This window comes from Desulfosporosinus sp. I2 (assembly GCF_000960765.1).
Taxonomy (GTDB): domain Bacteria; phylum Bacillota; class Desulfitobacteriia; order Desulfitobacteriales; family Desulfitobacteriaceae; genus Desulfosporosinus.
The window spans coordinates 46,078-63,324 of the sequence record NZ_JYNH01000010.1 but is presented as its reverse complement, the minus strand read 5'-3'; the positions used below and the strand labels follow the sequence as shown (position 1 = coordinate 63,324).

Here is a 17,247-nt window from a genome sequence, read left to right as displayed (position 1 = left end):
CCTGTAAAATGAAAGTTATTAAAAAGGGGATGTTGAACCAGGTAACTCCTTTGCGTATAGTCTTGCTTTATGCGCTAATTGGTGGGCTCTGGATTCTCTTCTCGGATCATTTATTAGGCCTGATCGTGTTAGATCATTATTGGCTACTCCAGTTATCGACCGCAAAAGAATGGCTCTATATTATTGTGACGTCAGTGCTTCTTTATGCTCTTGTTCAATCGGGATTTAACTCTCTTCAGAAATCTGAGAAAGCCCTGCAAAAAGATCGGGAACATCTGGAGCGCTATCGGCTTTTAGCAGAGCATGTTCTTGATTTGATAATATTTATTAATCCAGAAGGACAGATTATTGACGCCAACGAGGCTGCAGTAAAGCGTTATGGTTATACCCGCCAGGAATTAACAAATATGCCTGTTTATAAGCTGCGTTTACCTGAGGACCAATCGTCAGTACCGGATTTTTTGGAAAAGGCCCCCAATGGGATGGAGTTTGAACTTAAACACGTTTGTAAAGATGGGAGCGTTTTCCCAATTGATATAAGTGCCAAGGGTGGAACAATCAATGGAAACCCGATTATTGTTAGCCTCATTCGCGATATTACAAAACGTAAGAAAGCAGAAGCCGAGGTTTGGCTGGAGAAAGAACGAGCCCAAGTGACGCTAGAGTCCATTGGAGATGCTGTGATCACGACCGATGTACGTGGCAATGTGGAGTACTTGAATCCGGTTGCCGAGGCGTTAACAGGTTGGACTAATGCTGATGCGGTGGGTCTTTCTGAGGAACGAGTTTTTCAAATTATTAATGAAGACTCGGGTTTGAAGGTTGAAAGTCCAATTGAACAATGTCTTCGTTCAGGGCATGTTGTTGGTTTAGCAAACCATACTGTTTTAATTAATAAACAGGGATTAACTATCGCGATTGAAGACTCGGCGGCTCCTATTCGTGACAGAGATGAAACTATCATCGGCGCAGTTTTAGTATTTCATGATGTTAGTTATAAACGAAATCTTATGAAAGAATTAACTCATCAAGCACAACATGATGCTTTAACAGGACTCCCCAACCGTTACCTTTTTAATGAACATTTAAAGCTAGCATTAGCTCGGGCAAAACGTAAACAGAGTAAGCTGGCAGTAATGTTCTTGGATTTAGACCGTTTCAAACTGATTAACGATACGATGGGTCATAATATGGGTGATCGGCTTCTTTATCACGTTGCGGAACGCGTTCGCCGTTCATTGCGCGAAGGGGATACGATTGCCAGACAGGGTGGAGATGAATTCTTAATCTTACTTCCCGAGATTGTGGATGATCTTGAGGCAGCCTCCGTGTCCGAACGGATTTTGGGGGTTTTTGCTCAACCAATTATGTTAGATGGCAATGAAATCTACCTGAGCACGAGTATTGGAATCAGCCTCTATCCGAACGATGGGACGGATCTAGAAACTTTAGTGAAACAAGCGGATACTGCTATGTATTACGCTAAGGAAAAAGGTCGAAATAATTGCCAATTTTTCACAAATGGCCTTAACATTAGGGCCAACAAACGACTTTCCACGGAAAACAGTTTGCGTAAGGCCATAGTCCGTGACGAGCTTGTCCTGCACTATCAGCCCCAGATCGATTTTAAAAGTGGATCGATTGTGGGATTAGAAGCTTTAATTCGCTGGAATTCTATCGAGCTGGGAATAGTTTCCCCGGCCTCTTTTATTCCCATTGCAGAGGAAACAGGATTGATAGTGCCTATAGGAGAATGGGTTTTGAGGACCGCCTGCGGGCAAAATAAGACGTGGCAAGAAAAAGGATATCCACCCGTGCGTATAACTGTTAACATTTCAGCTTGGCAATTTAGAGAACCTAATTTTATTAAGTTAGTTGCGAAAATTCTCGAGGAAACAGGCTTAGAGCCAAAGTGGCTGGAACTTGAGATTACTGAAAGTATTGCCATGGATAATGGGAAAACGTCACTTCAAATGTTAAATAGAGTTAAAGAGTTAGGAGTACGAATTTCCATTGATGATTTTGGTACTGGCTTTTCTTCACTAAATTATTTAAGGCGCATGCCTATTGACACGTTGAAAATCGATCAATGCTTTGTTCAAGATATCGGTTCAGGCGAAAATGGGGAGGAAGTAGTTGCGGCTATCATTCATCTTGCCAAAAACCTTCACCTGAATGTGATTGCTGAAGGAGTAGAGACGGATACCCAACGGTCCTTTCTCAAGGAGAAATCGTGCGATCAAATGCAGGGGTTCCTTTATAGCAAGGCGGTACCGTCGCCGGAGATTGAGAGGTTGTTTGAGCAATCGAAGATGTAAAAGTGTTTAGCTCAAACTGAAACATTGATAAATTGATAGGGATTCCTTTCAAGCCGGGTGCATGCTTTATTGTGTGCCCGGCTTTCGACATTTGTAGGAAGTAGGCGATCAGCTGAAGAGAGGGTCCCGAGCACACTTGTTCAACCCTGCGTTCGTCGTGCCAAACTAGGGCTTTAAATCCTGATGAAAGCGGGCAGGGCGAAACACGGGTGAGTGTTTCGACCAAAGCGACGTCCTTGTCGCATGGTCGGCGGAACACGTCCGACGACCATGGATGGTCTAGTGTCACCGGAGCCAAGGACGGCGGGAGGTGACCTTGTGTTCCGCCCTGCTTTAAGTAAGTGGATTTAAAGCCAAGTTTGGCTACGACTCTCGCAAAGGTTTCTCGCCGTGAGATCGTGACCCTCGCTCTGGTAACTAATCCCTATAAGTGAAGATTTCTTCGATAGGAACGTTAAATATTTTTGCAATATCATAGGCTAATTTTAGAGACGGATTATATTTTCCAGCTTCCAAATGAACTATGGTTCTGCTTTTTGGGGCTCATTTAGCGTGCTCTGATATGTAAGACCAAAATTCGTTTTTCTCTCGTTTTACTGTTGCATCTAGTTCTCTGTTTTTCTCTATGATCTTTTGCTAGTGGACACCCTAATAAGTGCAACCAAGTGCTATCCTTCATTACCTGTCTTCGTAAGTTTTGCTAACTCAGTCTGACGCTGTTTTTACGTTGATCCGTTAGTGGTAACGGATTAGAAAAAATCCCTTGGTCCAAAATTATAGACACACGTATTTTAATGGTTTAGCTGTCACAAAGCGGATGTGCTCGTTAAACAATGCAAGAAGAACCGCATATACTTGCGTTCCAAACCCCGTCGACCTAAGCCAGAGGAAGTTTCTTAGCTTAGAGCGCACGATTAGTGGAATTGCGTCAATGAGCGCAGTTGATCAGGCGTGAAGAACCGCAACTGGACTTGTCCATGACTCGAACAAGGATGTTCGAGATTAGAACACCGCCATGGATGGCAAGGTGTCGTGATGGACTGATGTCGCGGTGCCAAGGATGGCAAGGAGCGACGCACATGCAGAAAGCCCAGAAGTTTTGCGGTTTAGCCTGAGCGACAAGCGAATAGCAATGGAACGTTGTGCGAACGTGCTAAGAAACTTCCTCGTCAGAAACCGTCCCCAACTTGCACGATCATGCAAGTCAAGAACCGTCCCTGACTTGCACATTACTTTTTTTTGCTAAGGAGGATGTCTAAATCCTGAAAGCAGGACATACCTTTTATCAAGGGGGGCAATGACGTGTCGCTACATTACAAACTATCTGTCGTTCAAACACCGGAACTGCTACACACTAAGCATATCGATTTACCCGAGTCTATGACCTCTCAAACGGAGGAGCGTTATTCTAAGTCGAATCAAAGTGCGGTGTTATGGATGGAGATATCCAGATGGTTCGGCGAAGAGATACGTTCGATCTTAACCAGAATTAAAGATGTAGGCTTTGAAGAGGTCGAAGAGCTGCGATTGAGGATGGATCAACCACTCTTGGTTCGAACATCAGACAAGGACTATTTTATTAATCAGGAAGGAAGAGTAACAAGCCCGGATAAGGCCTATCGGGTAAACCGTGAGGATCTGGCCAGTACTTTAGAACGGATGACCCATAGCTCTGTTTACGCGGCTGAGGAAGATCTTAAACAGGGCTTTTTGACTCTCCCAGGAGGAAACAGGGTTGGGGTATCAGGAGAGGCAGTCTTACAACATGGGAAAATCCAGACTATGAAGCATGTATCTTCCTTAAATATCCGGATTTCACGGAGTATGAAAGGAAGGGGTTTAAAGATCTTGCCCTTACTTTTAGCGGATGGAAAAGTATCTCATACACTCTTAATTTCTCCTCCTCGAGCTGGCAAAACGACCCTCTTAAGGGAACTGATTCGTTTAATTAGTAACGGTGTACCACAATTAGGGTTAAATGGGCAAACTGTCGGAGTTGTGGACGAACGAGGAGAACTTGCTGGGATGTGGCAAGGGGTGCCAACCTACGACTTAGGTTATCGTACGGACGTGTTAGATGGGTGCCCGAAAGCCTTTGGAATGAGTATGTTGGTTCGTTCTATGGCACCTCAAGTTATGGCCATGGATGAACTCGGTCATGCAGACGATGTTTCTGCCCTACTGGATGCCTTACGCACGGGGGTACAAATCCTAAGTACTGCCCATGCCAGTTCATTGGAAGAAGCACAAAATCGGCCAGTCTTAGCGCAACTGCTAAATCAAGGAGTCTTTGAACGCTTGGTCGTTTTAAGTAGGCAATCGGGACCAGGAACCATTGAAGGAGTTTATAATCTAAGAACTGGGAGGATCCTGTAATGCTGATCCTTGGGTGTATTGTCCTCATAGCTGGTTGCGGGTCCTCTGGTCTGTGGCTTGCTGACCGAATCAGGCGGCGACCCTCTGAATTGCGAGAGTTTTTAATGGCCCTGACTCTCTTAGACACGGAAATTGTTTGGGGCGCAACCCCTTTGCCTGAGGCTTTTGGCATAGTAAAAGAACGAACAGATATGCCTTGGCAAGGCTTTTTCAAAGACCTTCAAGAACGTTTGGAGAGGGGAGAGGCAGCCAATATTGCTTGGAAAGCGACAATATTGTGTCAAAAAGCTCATTTCTGTCTAAAACCAGAAGATTGGCAAGTGATCCGTGATGTCGGAAAAGGATTAGGTCGATCAGATCGTACCGAGCAACATAAACAACTAGAGCTTGTATTACGCCAACTTACTTTAACGAAGGAACAAGCAGATATTTGGTCGGTTAAACAAGCGAAAATGTGGTCTTATTTAGGCTTTTTAGGCGGGATCGCAGGAGTGCTCATTCTGATTTAATCTGGGGGAGGAGACGGGAAATGAGCTTCAATCTAATTATCACTGTGGCTGGAATTGGAATTTTAGTTGGTATCTTAGCAACCGTACTTAATCAATCTGGGCGCAGTGAAATGGCTCAGGGCGTAACAATTATGGGCGTCATTGTAGTTCTCTATATTGTAGTTCAGTCAATAGCGGAGTTATTTACTCTAGTTAAGAGTGTTTTCAACCTTTATTAGGGGGCTAAAGCGTGGAGATATGGCAAATCGTAGGACTAGCCCTAATCGTTACAATTATGAGTGTTGTCCTCAAGCAGATTCGACCAGAAATAGCCTTACAGCTCACGATTCTGGCTGGAGCCTCAATTTTCATACTTGTCTTAAGTAAAGTCAAAGTAATTGTTGAATTACTTCAAACACTTGCCGATCAAGCCAATATCAGCTCATATTATTTACTCATTATTTTAAAGATTGTAGGTGTAGCCTATCTGGCCGAGTTCGGTGCTCAAATCTGCCGTGATGCTGGAGAAAACTCGTTGGCAACGAAAATTGAGCTGGCAGCTAAAATTGGGGTTATCCTCTTAGCGATCCCTATTATTGTAGCTATTACAGAGTCGCTGGTACGACTCGTTCCGTGAGGTGATGTGTTTGCTGAGATTCTTCCAAAGTTTAGTCTTATCTGTCATTTTCTTATGTGGGACAACTTCTCCTGTATTTGCTGAGGAAGCTACATCTCCAAGCACTGGAAAGGTTGAATTATCACAAGAAGTTGATCTGAGCCAAATGCGAGGATTTTTGGACCAACTGGACGGAGATGTTCAGAAAGCGATGCCGGGTTTTTCTCTAGTTCGTATATTTGATGATTTAAAAAGCGGAAAACTAAGCTTGCGACCGGAGAATATTGGACATACTTTGTTAGCCTTACTGGGTCATCAGATTCTAGGTACGGCTCCACTGATTGGCAAACTGTTAATTTTAGCTGTATTAGGGGCGGTTTTAGGTCAACTTCAAGTTGCGTTTGAGGGAAGTGTTGGAAAAACCGCCCAGGTGATGACGTATTTAGTTCTTTTAAGTCTTGCTATTACGTCATTTAGGGAGGCATTAAGCATTGCTACAGGGGCTATTGAACAGATGACAAGTCTAATGCAGACGATGTTTCCAGTGATTCTAACCTTATTAATAACAATGGGAAATCTGACGAGTGCAGCATTATTTAAACCCTTGGTTATGGGTAGTCTGACAGTCTTAGCTACCATGATTAAAACGATTATTTTACCGCTCTTTTTTCTCGCGGCCATCATTAAACTTTTTAATCATATCTCAGAACAGTTTAGACTTAATAAACTGGCTGGACTTTTCGAATTTGCCGGGAAACTTTCCTTGGGAGTTATCATGACTGTGTTTATCGGAGTCATGACAGTTCAAGGAGTGACTGGTGGGGTTGCCGATAGCGTAGTTTTTCGTACCGCTAAGTATTCAGCGGATCTTATTCCTGTTGTGGGTAAATTTTTTAAAGATGCTGTTGAATTAGTGATCACGTCTGGTTTACTTCTTAAAAACGCGGTTGGAATCATAGCTTTGATCGCCATTATCATTATCTGTTTGGGACCTTTGGTGAAAATTTTAGCGATGATCCTAGTCTTTCGAATCTCCGCTGCCCTCATTGAACCTCTTGGCGAAAAGGCCCTTGCGGACAGTCTCCAAGATATGTCTAAAAGCTTAATCTTGATTTTAGTGACTGTCGCATCAGTTGGAATCATGTTTTTTATGTCCGTAGCCGTGGTTGTTGGAACGGGGACTTTTTCAGTGATGTTGCACTAAGGAGGCGACCATTGTGCAAACGTTGCAAACACTAGTACGTAATTTGGCGGTCATTCTACTTTTGGCCACATTTCTTGAGATGCTTTTACCCAATAAATCAATGCGTGGTTTTGTTCAAATGGTGATGGGATTATTCGTTATTTCAGCAGTTCTTGCGCCAATTACCACACTTTTACATACGCCATTGTCAATGGAAATTCCAGCTTGGACAGCCACAATTCCTCAGGATTTGCCAGCTCTTGCTTCAGAAAGACAAGGGGTTAAAATTGGACGAAATGCTGTTCAGGAGCAATACCGTCTGATTCTGAACAACCAGATTAAAGCGCTTGTATTGGGTACACCTGGAGTTAAAACGGCGGAAGTCGATGTTGAATTTGAGGAGGGAGGCGGAGGTTTCAATGATCAGCCTAAGATTACTAAGGTTAGGGTTATGTTAACCTCAGCTAAAGAAGAAATTCAGAGTGTGCAACCTATTATTATCGATAAGTCCACTTTACCTGCGAAAACTCTCTCACAGAGGGCGGAAGAGGTTCGAGAACGTATCGCTACGTTGATGAATTTATCCAAAAATATTATTTTCGTTCAAGAAAGTTAGAAAGTAATGGAATGAAAGGAGCAAAATGAAGGTGAATTGGATGAAACAGATTTCATCAGATAAGGTGTTGGTTGGGTTAGTCGCCGTCATCGTTGTGGGGATGTCCTTTATCTACCTTGGGAAAGGAGCCGTAGATCCTAGTCAGAGTCTACAAGCTAAATCAGCCCAAACCAACATTTCTGCAACCAATACAAAAATTGGTTTGCTGGAAAAAGAGCTGGAAAGTAAACTCCAAACGAATCTCTTAATGATGAACGGAGTTGGTAAGGTTCAAGTTTCAGTGAGCTTTATGACTGGACTAAAAAATGAGTACGCTAGGAATAATAACGTTACGAAACGAACGAATAAGGAAACAGATAAAACGGGGGGGACGCGAGAAACGACAGAGATTACGGAAAATAACCAAGTGGTTCTACCCAGTGGTTCGTCTCAACCCGTGATGGTGATGGAAGATCGTCCAGAGATAGCGGGTATTTTGGTCATTGCTGAGGGGGCGAGGGATGCAAAGGTGAGAGAGGGGATTCATTCAGCGGTTCAAACGCTCTTGAATATTCCGAGCGCGAGGATCACGGTTGTTCCAATGGGTGAAGTATGATGGTTTTTCCAAATAGACGCCCGGTTATTATGATTTTAGGACGTAAAACTCGATTATGGCTCTTAAGCCTAATAGGGTTGGCAGTCATCTTTGGAATTTCAGGAATCATCTTAATGACGGCTAATCCAAAAGCCCACTTTTCTAGCCAGGTGGATATTCCGGTAATTGCTCCAGCGGAGGGACCTACCATTGAATTTCAAGTTGAATCAGTCAAACAAGACGTATCCGGCGAAAATTACTTCGTGAATTATCGATTAAAGCGTGACCAGTTTCGCCAAGAGACTAAGGCTATGCTCTCTGAATTACTCAATTCAAGCGTGGAAAAGAGTAAAGTTCAAGCGCAAGAAAAATGGCTTGAACTTAGTACGAAAATACAAAGAGAAGGCGAAATAGAGAATCTGCTTAAAATCAAAGGATTTCAGGATGCAGTGGCAGATGTTTTTCAGGAAAGTGTTACGGTCATTGTTTATTCTCAAAAGCTAACGCCGAACGACGTGATTCTCATTCAAGAGATCGTTTTACGAGTAACCAATGTTCGATTGGATAAAATTACTGTAACAGCAAAAAAATAATAAAGCTTGTTTCAAAATATGGATTTTCGTGCAGGAAAATAAGGATATAAACGCGAATTAACTAGTTTAGGACGAAAGTCCCAATCGCGAGAGTATGGGACACATAAATGAATTAGGACGAAAGTCCCAGTCGAAAGGGTGAGGGACACCGTAAATGAACAAAATTCTTATTGCGGATGATGCAAGTTTTATGAGACTCATGATTTCTCAGATTCTTGCCCGCAAAGACCTAAAGAACATCATAGAAGCAGAAAATGGACGGCAGGCTGTAGAGCAATTTAAATCTCAGGCCCCGGACTTGACTCTCATGGATATTACCATGCCGGAACTCAATGGTTTAGATGCCCTTGACGAGATTCTAGGGATTAACCCCTTGGCTAAGGTGATCATTTGTAGTGCAGTTGCTAATGAAAGTATGGTTTTAGAAGCTTTAAAGCGTGGGGCTGTGGACTTTATAGCAAAACCTTTTCGACCTGAAGAACTTCTACGGACGGTAAAAAAATCATCTAACTTAGTAAGTTGATCGTGCTTAACTAAGTAATCAAAGCCGTTGCCTTAAGGTGATGGCTTTTTGCTATATTGGGCATATTGTAAAGTGATTGGATACGTCGTTGATGATATAATGAATGCATCAATTGATAATATATTGTATACTTACACTTGTTTCATTGAAAAAGATAAAGTACCCTCATATAATAATACATATGTTTTAATGGTCATTTATTAATAACTAACCCGTGTCCAGTTTTTATTGACTCTCGGGAATTTTAGAGGGGGGAAAGCAGTGAAACCAGTTAAGATTACAGATACAACTTTGAGGGACGCTCACCAAAGCCTTTGGGCTACTCGGATGCGTACGGAAGATATGCTGCCAATCCTTTCTGACATGGATGATATGGGATTTTTTTCAATGGAAGTCTGGGGAGGAGCCACGTTTGACGTATGTTTACGCTTCTTGGGTGAAGATCCTTGGGAACGTTTAAGGGAAATTAAACGGCATGTTAAAAAGACCCCTTTGCAGATGCTTTTAAGAGCCCAGTCCTTAGTGGGGTATCAACATTATCCGGATGACGTAGTACGGGAATTTGTGTCGCTTAGTGTTAAGAACGGGATTGATATAATTCGGATTTTTGATTCTCTGAATGATGTGCGAAATATGGTTGTGCCCATGCAAGCGGCCAAGATGGCAGGAGCTCATGTTCAGGCATCTGTTGTTTACACAATAAGTCCGGTTCACACGACAAAACACTATTTGGAGACAGCCACCGCTTTAGCGGAACTGGGTGCGGATTCCCTCTGCATTAAAGATATGGCCGGATTGCTTACTCCTTTTAAAGCGTATGAATTAATTTCCTTATTGAAAAAAGAATTAGGGATTATGATTCATTTGCACAGTCATTATATTGGTGGAATGGCTGTTGGAACTTATCTGAAGGCAGTAGAAGCAGGTGCGGATGTGATAGATACAGCTAGTGTCCCCCTTGCCTTTGGTGCTAGTCAACCTCCTGTTGAAACAGTGGTACGGGCGTTTCAAGACACTGGATATGATTCGGGCTTGAATTTACGCCAATTATTCCGTATCGCAAAGTATTTTGAAGCCCTGCGTAAGAGCCGAGGGTTTGAACGTGGTATCACCCGGATCTCGGATATGAGAGTTTTTGAACACCAGGTTCCTGGGGGGATGATCTCTAACCTTGTTTCCCAATTGGAAGAACAAGGGGCCTTAGAACGAATACATGAGGTATTGGATGAAATCCCTAAGGTTAGAGCGGAATTGGGTTATCCGCCCTTGGTTACACCCACAAGCCAAATTGTTGGGACCCAAGCGGTATTAAATGTTTTAAGCCGGGCAAGATATAAGTTAGTGCCTGGGGAAGTCAAGGCCTATGTACGAGGATTATATGGCCGTCCTCCAGCTCCGATTAATGCTGAAATTCAAAAGAAAATTATTGGAGACGAACAACCTTTGTCTGTTCGCCCGGCTGATAAATTAGAACCTGGAATGCCGAAAGCTGTGAAAGATAGTATGGGGTTAGCTCATTCTCCCGAGGATATCGTCAGTTATGCTTTGTTCCCCCAAATTGCTAAGAAGTTTTTTGAAGAGCGTGAGCAAGGTGTTATTTCGAAAGAGGAAACGAAGAGTGTCAAAGGCTCCTCGGGAATTGCAGAAACAAAGGAAACAAAGACAACCTGGTTGTCTAAGGAGGATTCAAACTTGAATTTACAAGAAATCAAAGAATTGATTCAGATCATCGACGAAACCGAAATTAGTGAATTAAATCTTGAAAGTGATGGCGTAAAAATATCCATCCGCAAAGGACCTAATCAGGTGGCGGGTGTTCCAGTCACTGCAGCTGCACGCCAGGTGGACAGGGCGCTTGGTGCAGACCCTGTTGTTCGGGTTTCTCCTAACGTGGAAACAGTAGTAGCCAATACTCCAGAAGCTGTTGTTAATGCAAATACTGAAATAATCTCTGCTCCTATGGTTGGAACTTTCTATAGTTCACAGTCTCCGGATTCCGATGCTTTTGTAAAAGTAGGACAGATGGTTGAAGTAGGGCAAATCGTATGTATTGTTGAGGCCATGAAACTAATGAATGAAATTGAGTCAGAATTCAAAGGCAAAGTTATCCAGGTTCTTGCAGAAAACGGGCAACCTGTAGAATATGGGCAACCATTGTTCGTCATTGAAAAATAAGGAGAAGAGAGCATGTTTAAGAAAATCCTGATCGCGAATCGTGGAGAAATTGCCTTGCGCATCATTCGGGCATGTCGCGAGCTTGAGATTGAAACGGTCGCAGTTTTTTCAGAGGGAGATCGGGAGGCTTTGCACGTTAAGGCTGCCGACGAGGCAGTATGCATTGGACCTGTAGCAAGTGCCAAGAGTTACCTCAATATCCCTAACATTATAAGTGCTGCCGAATTAACGGGTGTTGATGCAATTCATCCCGGATATGGATTTTTATCTGAAAATGCGCGGTTTGCTGAGATATGCGAATCCTGCGGAATCACCTTCATCGGTCCATCTCCGCTTGTTATTGAAACTATGGGAGACAAGGCTACTGCTAGGAAAACGATGATCGAATGTGGTGTTCCTGTGGTGCCTGGCTCCAAAGACATAATTAAAGATGAAGAGACAGCTAAGGCCGTTGCTGAAGAAATTGGATATCCCGTATTGATTAAAGCATCTGCTGGTGGCGGTGGTAAAGGAATGAGGGTTGCCCAAAATTCTAAAGAACTGAGTAAATCAATTCAAGCTGCCCAGAACGAGGCCCAGGCTTCCTTTGGTAACTCTGAGGTTTATCTGGAGAAGTACGTCGAAGAGCCTAGACATATTGAGATTCAAATACTTGGAGATAACTATGGCAATGTGGTTCATTTAGGAGAGCGGGATTGTTCTTTACAACGTCGCCATCAAAAATTATTAGAAGAATCACCCTCAAGTGCTTTAACTCCAGAATTAAGAGCGGAAATGGGCGCTGTTGCAGTCAAAGCGGCCAAGACCGCTAATTATTCTAACGCTGGTACAATCGAGTTTTTGTTGGATCGTCATGGCAAATTTTATTTTATCGAGATGAACACGCGCATTCAGGTGGAACATCCGGTCACTGAACTGGTAACTGGCATTGACTTAGTCAAAGAACAAATTCGCCTCGCAGCAGGAGAACCCTTGGGATATACCCAAGAGGATATTCAGCTTCGAGGTTGGGCTATAGAATGTAGAATCAATGCGGAAGATCCCGAGAAGAATTTTATGCCTTCACCTGGAGTGATCAAAAGCTATCATGTTCCTGGTGGACCGGGAGTGCGGATTGACAGTGCGGTATACCAAGGATATATGGTTTCCCCTTACTATGATTCAATGGTCGGAAAATTGATCGTTTGGGGTGCCACTAGGCAGGAGGCCATTGCCCGTATGAAGCGAGCCCTTGAGGAATTCGTGATTGAAGGAATACATACGACAATACCGTTCCACATGATCGTCTTGGAGAATGCCTTCTATAAGCGTGGGGAAGTGTACACGAATTTTATTCAGCGCCGTATTTTAGGGGAGTGAACTGCGATGTGCGAGGTTCGATGCGCGAGGTACGAATCACGAATCTCGATAATAGTCTTTGCTAGATCAGCCTAAATTTGGTATAATAACAACGTTATAGGGATAAAGAAGCTACCTAATTAGAGTTTCTCTACCTAAATCTAGTAATTAACAGTACTTATCCGAGACTAAATGTACGATGTACGTAATGCGAAGTGATGTTTGATAATATTCGGTATTTCGAACGACTAACCACGAACATCGAACATCGATTAGGAGGGAGCAGGTATGGAAAGTTTGGGAACGGATAATTCCCTCGGGTCAATACGAATTGCAGATGAAGTTGTCGAAGTTATCGCTGGTTTAGCAGCTTCTGAAGTGGAAGGTGTAGTCGGAATGAGTGGGGGTCTTGTGGGAGATCTTGCACACATGTTAGGGAGAAATAAAAACCTGTCCAAAGGAGTAAAGGTTGAAGTTGGAGAACATGAGGTAGCTGTCGATCTTTATATCGTCGTAGAATATGGTGTATCAATTCCTGAGGTTGCTTTTAGTGTGCAGGAATCAGTGAAGGAAGCTATAGAAAGTATGACTGGGCTCAAGGTCGTTGAAGCGAATGTGCATGTACAAGGGGTAAACTTCAAACCATTACCAGAAAACAAAGAAGAAGATTTTCGTCTGAAGTAGAGTGGGGCCCCCCTTGGAAATGCCAGGGGGGTTTCTGAAAGAGGGGACGGCAAATGTTGGCCTATGCTTTAGGATTCCTTCTGATCCTGGGAGCGCTTTGGATATTAGCCATTGCCACGGGGTGGGGGCTTCCTTATTTTCTATTAGCACAAGGGCTTAATTGGTTGAAGATAAACCCTTGGGAAAGTACTGTTGTGGCTGGACTTTTGCTCCTACTGGGATTACTATTATTTATGCGACCTCGCGAGAATACTGAGCGTGCTTATCGAACTTCTTCCCAAGGGGGGGATGTTCGGATTTCTCATGAGGCCTTGCAAGAGATCATTGTTCGTAGCGCAACAACTTTGCCAGGTGTAATTGAGGTACAAGCGAGTTTGAGAGAGCGTGAAACAGGACTTGAGATTCTTGCGTTTTGTCAATTCGAACAGGGCGTTCTCATTCCGCAGACATCTGGAGAGTTACAGAAAAAGGTTAAACAGGATGTTGAACTTTACACTGGAATTACAGTAATTGAGGTGAAAGTGTTGGTACGTCGGCTACAAAAGGCGTATTCGGCACGCGTCCGATGAGAGAGTTCTGGTCGAAAATGGGAAACAAGGTTATGAATTATTCCGCTTGGGCCATTGACAATCATCCGGGCAAATCGATCGGAACAGCTCTTGGATTCATTGTAGGCTTGCTGATGGTGACGCTGGGCTTTTGGCAGACCTTGGTCATAATACTGTTTTCGGCAGTGGGCTTCATCGTAGGGAAGCGTCAGGATGATCACAATGATATTTCCACATGGTTAGAAAGAATTTTTAATAGGTAGTCAATTTTGCAAGTATTATAGTATTTAGTAATGTTGAAAGAAAACATTTGGGAGGAGAATTTTTCTTGAGTCGAAGATTAGCCCGTGAAACGGCATTACAAGTGCTCTTTCAGAGGGACCTGACGAAAGAACCGCTGAGTTCAGCGCAAGAAGTCCAACGGTGGGCTGAGGAATTTGAAGTTCCAGAGCCTAGTAGAGCCTTTGCTCAACAACTTGTCGATGGTACGCTTGAACATCTTCCTGAAATTGATCAAAAGATTGCTTCATTTGCCCAAGATTGGTCTATAGACCGTATGGCGAAGGTGGATCGAAATGTAATGCGTTTAGCAACGTACGAGGTGCTTTTTTGTTCGGATATTCCTGGGCGAGTTACTCTCAACGAAGCAATCGAATTAGCAAAACGCTTTGGGGGAGAAGAATCTGCCAAGTTTGTTAATGGAATTTTAGATCGAATAGTGGATAGTGTCACCAAATCTGAACCCAAGGTTCCTGTTGAAGGCTAAATCAGCCAAATCGACAAAACTTAAAGAAGTGCTGAAACTTGAGTTTTGGCACTTTTCTTATTAATCAGGCTGTCACACTTTTTTAAATTTTTGGTATTGCGATGAAGGATAATGAATAAAGATATCGAATTAACTAAAGATATGAGAGAAATTTTATTGACATTGAGGAGGAGTCCCATGTACCGAGTCGTTAAAAAAAGACTGCTATCAACAGGCATAACTTTGCTAGACGTTGAGGCACCGGCCGTGGCCGCGAAAGTGGAGCCAGGCCAATTTGTTATTGTGCGTGTGGATGAGTTGGGTGAGCGCATACCGCTTACTGTCATGAACTTTGATCGGGAAAAGGGCACTATCACGATCGTTGTACAAGATGTTGGATACTCATCGGCCCTTATTACCCGCATGAATGAGGGGGATGAATTCCAAGATTTCGTAGGACCATTAGGCGTTGCCTCCGAAATTGAAAACCATGGTACCGTCGTCTGTATTGGAGGGGGCGTTGGCATAGCTCCTATTCATCCAATTGCTCGCGCTCTCAAAGAAGCAGGGAATCATGTGATTTCTGTTTTGGGATCACGAAGTGCGGATCTGATGATTCTTGAAGAAGAAATGCGTGCTGTAAGTAGTGAGGTTGTTATCGCTACAAATGACGGGAGTGCAGGGGTTAAGGGGTTTGTAACCGATGGACTTGCCCAAGTTCTGGCTCAAGGACATGACGTGAAAGTGATTTGGGCAATTGGCCCCATGGTCATGATGAAAGCGGTCGTGGAGTATACCCGTCCTTTGGGTATTAAAACGATTGTCAGCATGAATCCAATTATGGTCGATGGGACAGGTATGTGCGGAGCTTGCCGAATCAGTGTTGGCAATGAAACTAAATTTGCTTGTGTTGATGGACCAGAGTTCGATGGACATTTGGTAGATTTTGATTTAGCGATGAAACGTCTGGCTTTTTATAAAGATGAAGAAAACCGGGCTAAGGCACGGCTGGAATGTGACCATGAAGGAGGGCATCATTAATGGCAGAGAAAGTGGAGGGCGCAAAAAAAGTTAAAATCCCTCGTCATGAAATGCCTTGCCAAGACCCTCAGGTTAGAGCGCATAACTTTGAGGAAGTCGCTCTAGGTTATACTCAGGAGATGGCGGTAGAGGAAGCTAAACGTTGTTTGCAATGTAAAAAGCCGTTATGCGTGACAGGTTGCCCTGTGGAAGTCCTCATTCCGGATTTTGTCAAGCAAATTGCTCAAGGAGATTTCCAAGAAGCAGGAAAAGTCCTGAAGATTAAAAATTCCTTGCCTGCCGTTTGTGGACGGGTTTGTCCTCAAGAAGCTCAATGCGAAAGCAAATGTATTCTAGGGATCAAAGGGGAGTCCGTTGCTATTGGGCGACTTGAACGTTTTGCAGCAGATTTTGGTATGAAGTCAGAAGAAGTTGAGTTTGAGAAACCAGTTCAAAGTGGTAAACGAGTTGCAATTATCGGAGCAGGTCCTGCTGGTTTAGCATGTGCCGGGGATTTGGCAAAAGCCGGTCATGCGGTGACGGTTTTAGAAGCGTTGCATGTTGCCGGGGGAGTTCTAATGTATGGAATTCCTCAGTTCCGTTTGCCGAAGGAAATTGTGCAAACTGAGATTGCTAACCTCAAAAAGATGGGAGTAGAAATTCTCACGAATCAAGTCGTCGGGAAAGTCACGTCTGTCGATGAGCTTATGGAAAACGGATACGATGCTGTATTTATTGGTACAGGTGCTGGGCTTCCATATTTTATGGATATTCCGGGGGAGAATCTCAATGGAGTGTATTCTGCCAATGAGTTTTTAACTCGTACTAATTTAATGAAGGGTTACAAGTTCCCTGACTATGCTACTCCTGTAAAAGTTGGAAAAAATGTCGCTGTTCTCGGCGCAGGGAATGTTGCGATGGACTCTGCGCGTACTGCTTTACGTTTAGGCGCCGAAAATGTTTACATTATCTATCGTAGGTCCCGTGATGAAATGCCAGCAAGGAAAGAAGAACTTGAACACGCTGAGGAAGAAGGCATCCAATTTCGGCTGTTAACCAATCCTGTTTCCATTCAAGGAGATGAGCGTGGTTGGATTAAAAGCCTGACCTGCCTGCGCTATGAGCTCGGAGAACCAGACGCATCAGGACGACGCGCTCCAGTAGCCATTCAGGGATCAGAATTTGAGATTCCAATGGATACTGTGGTTGTGGCGATTGGACAAGGACCAAACCCCTTGGTAACAACCTCAACTCCTGGTTTGGAGTTAAATAGACGAGGAAATATTGTTGCTGACGATGAAACGTTAATGACTTCAAAACCTGGAGTTTTTGCGGGTGGAGATATTGTAACGGGTGCAGCTACGGTTATTTTGGCTATGGGAGCAGGTAAGAAAGCAGCTGCAGGCATCGATCAATATCTAAAATCGCAAAGCTAAAGCTAGATATCGAG

19 protein-coding genes and 1 pseudogene are annotated in these 17,247 nt (G+C 43.6%); 19 read left to right on the top strand and 1 reads right to left on the bottom strand.

The features are described from left to right. Positions 1 to 8 precede the first annotated feature (8 nt). Positions 9 to 2,318, top strand: a complete 2,310-nt coding sequence (locus UF75_RS04760; RefSeq protein WP_045573452.1) for an EAL domain-containing protein — start codon at positions 9 to 11, stop codon at positions 2,316 to 2,318. A gap of 213 nt (positions 2,319 to 2,531) precedes the next feature. Next, positions 2,532 to 2,669 carry a hypothetical protein gene (locus UF75_RS27995; RefSeq protein WP_156146225.1) on the top strand — a complete coding sequence of 46 codons (138 nt, stop codon included), beginning with the start codon at positions 2,532 to 2,534 and terminating at the stop codon, positions 2,667 to 2,669. A gap of 66 nt (positions 2,670 to 2,735) precedes the next feature. Here UF75_RS27995 and UF75_RS26830 read toward each other — a convergent pair. Next, positions 2,736 to 2,846: pseudogene (locus UF75_RS26830) on the bottom strand (helix-turn-helix domain-containing protein); the annotation flags it as partial. Between the two features lie 774 nt (positions 2,847 to 3,620). Here UF75_RS26830 and spoIIIAA point away from each other — a divergent pair. From spoIIIAA to gltA, 17 genes are all read left to right on the top strand, one after another. Continuing rightward, positions 3,621 to 4,694: a stage III sporulation protein AA gene (gene spoIIIAA / locus UF75_RS04755; RefSeq protein WP_242860112.1), complete on the top strand. Its 1,074-nt coding sequence runs from the start codon at positions 3,621 to 3,623 to the stop codon at positions 4,692 to 4,694. Next, entirely contained in the window at positions 4,694 to 5,203 is a 510-nt protein-coding gene (locus UF75_RS04750; protein ID WP_045573451.1) for a stage III sporulation protein AB, read from the top strand. The genes spoIIIAA and UF75_RS04750 overlap by 1 nt, the downstream gene beginning before the upstream one ends. A 20-nt stretch (positions 5,204 to 5,223) precedes the next feature. Further along, the gene (gene spoIIIAC / locus UF75_RS04745) at positions 5,224 to 5,421 is read left to right on the top strand and encodes a stage III sporulation protein AC (protein ID WP_045573450.1); all 198 of its coding nucleotides are present in this window, start codon (positions 5,224 to 5,226) and stop codon (positions 5,419 to 5,421) included. An 11-nt stretch (positions 5,422 to 5,432) separates the two neighbouring features. Further along, positions 5,433 to 5,819, top strand: a complete 387-nt coding sequence (gene spoIIIAD, locus UF75_RS04740) for a stage III sporulation protein AD (protein WP_045573449.1) — start codon at positions 5,433 to 5,435, stop codon at positions 5,817 to 5,819. 10 nt (positions 5,820 to 5,829) lie between these two features. Further along, positions 5,830 to 7,002, top strand: coding sequence for a stage III sporulation protein AE (spoIIIAE, locus tag UF75_RS04735; RefSeq protein WP_045573448.1), 1,173 nt, complete (start codon positions 5,830 to 5,832; stop codon positions 7,000 to 7,002). A 13-nt stretch (positions 7,003 to 7,015) separates the two neighbouring features. Further along, positions 7,016 to 7,597 carry a stage III sporulation protein AF gene (locus UF75_RS04730; protein WP_045573447.1) on the top strand — a complete coding sequence of 194 codons (582 nt, stop codon included), beginning with the start codon at positions 7,016 to 7,018 and terminating at the stop codon, positions 7,595 to 7,597. Between the two features lie 31 nt (positions 7,598 to 7,628). Continuing rightward, complete coding sequence (locus tag UF75_RS04725) at positions 7,629 to 8,192, top strand: stage III sporulation protein AH (protein ID WP_045573446.1); 564 nt, start codon at positions 7,629 to 7,631, stop codon at positions 8,190 to 8,192. After that, positions 8,189 to 8,764 (top strand): SpoIIIAH-like family protein, encoded by a 576-nt coding sequence (locus UF75_RS04720; protein ID WP_242860111.1) that lies wholly within the window; start codon positions 8,189 to 8,191, stop codon positions 8,762 to 8,764. Before UF75_RS04725 ends, UF75_RS04720 begins: the two co-directional genes overlap by 4 nt. 154 nt (positions 8,765 to 8,918) lie before the next feature. Then, a complete protein-coding gene (locus UF75_RS04715) occupies positions 8,919 to 9,287 on the top strand; it encodes a response regulator (RefSeq protein ID WP_045573444.1) in 369 nt (122 codons plus the stop codon). Positions 9,288 to 9,548: 261 nt separating this feature from the next. Continuing rightward, on the top strand, positions 9,549 to 11,462 hold the full coding sequence (accB, locus tag UF75_RS04710) for an acetyl-CoA carboxylase biotin carboxyl carrier protein (RefSeq protein ID WP_045573443.1): 1,914 nt from the start codon (positions 9,549 to 9,551) through the stop codon (positions 11,460 to 11,462). A gap of 12 nt (positions 11,463 to 11,474) precedes the next feature. Beyond that, a complete protein-coding gene (gene accC, locus UF75_RS04705) occupies positions 11,475 to 12,821 on the top strand; it encodes an acetyl-CoA carboxylase biotin carboxylase subunit (RefSeq protein ID WP_045573442.1) in 1,347 nt (448 codons plus the stop codon). Between the two features lie 267 nt (positions 12,822 to 13,088). Further along, complete coding sequence (locus tag UF75_RS04700; protein WP_045573441.1) at positions 13,089 to 13,484, top strand: Asp23/Gls24 family envelope stress response protein; 396 nt, start codon at positions 13,089 to 13,091, stop codon at positions 13,482 to 13,484. Between the two features lie 53 nt (positions 13,485 to 13,537). Beyond that, complete coding sequence (gene amaP / locus UF75_RS04695) at positions 13,538 to 14,053, top strand: alkaline shock response membrane anchor protein AmaP (protein ID WP_045573440.1); 516 nt, start codon at positions 13,538 to 13,540, stop codon at positions 14,051 to 14,053. Between the two features lie 17 nt (positions 14,054 to 14,070). Continuing rightward, positions 14,071 to 14,295, top strand: coding sequence for a DUF2273 domain-containing protein (locus UF75_RS04690; RefSeq protein ID WP_242860110.1), 225 nt, complete (start codon positions 14,071 to 14,073; stop codon positions 14,293 to 14,295). 65 nt (positions 14,296 to 14,360) lie between these two features. After that, complete coding sequence (gene nusB, locus UF75_RS04685) at positions 14,361 to 14,798, top strand: transcription antitermination factor NusB (RefSeq protein ID WP_045573438.1); 438 nt, start codon at positions 14,361 to 14,363, stop codon at positions 14,796 to 14,798. 177 nt (positions 14,799 to 14,975) lie between these two features. Beyond that, entirely contained in the window at positions 14,976 to 15,818 is an 843-nt protein-coding gene (locus UF75_RS04680) for a sulfide/dihydroorotate dehydrogenase-like FAD/NAD-binding protein (protein WP_045573437.1), read from the top strand. After that, the gene (gene gltA / locus UF75_RS04675; RefSeq protein ID WP_045573436.1) at positions 15,818 to 17,233 is read left to right on the top strand and encodes an NADPH-dependent glutamate synthase; all 1,416 of its coding nucleotides are present in this window, start codon (positions 15,818 to 15,820) and stop codon (positions 17,231 to 17,233) included. Before UF75_RS04680 ends, gltA begins: the two co-directional genes overlap by 1 nt. Positions 17,234 to 17,247: the final 14 nt, after the last annotated feature.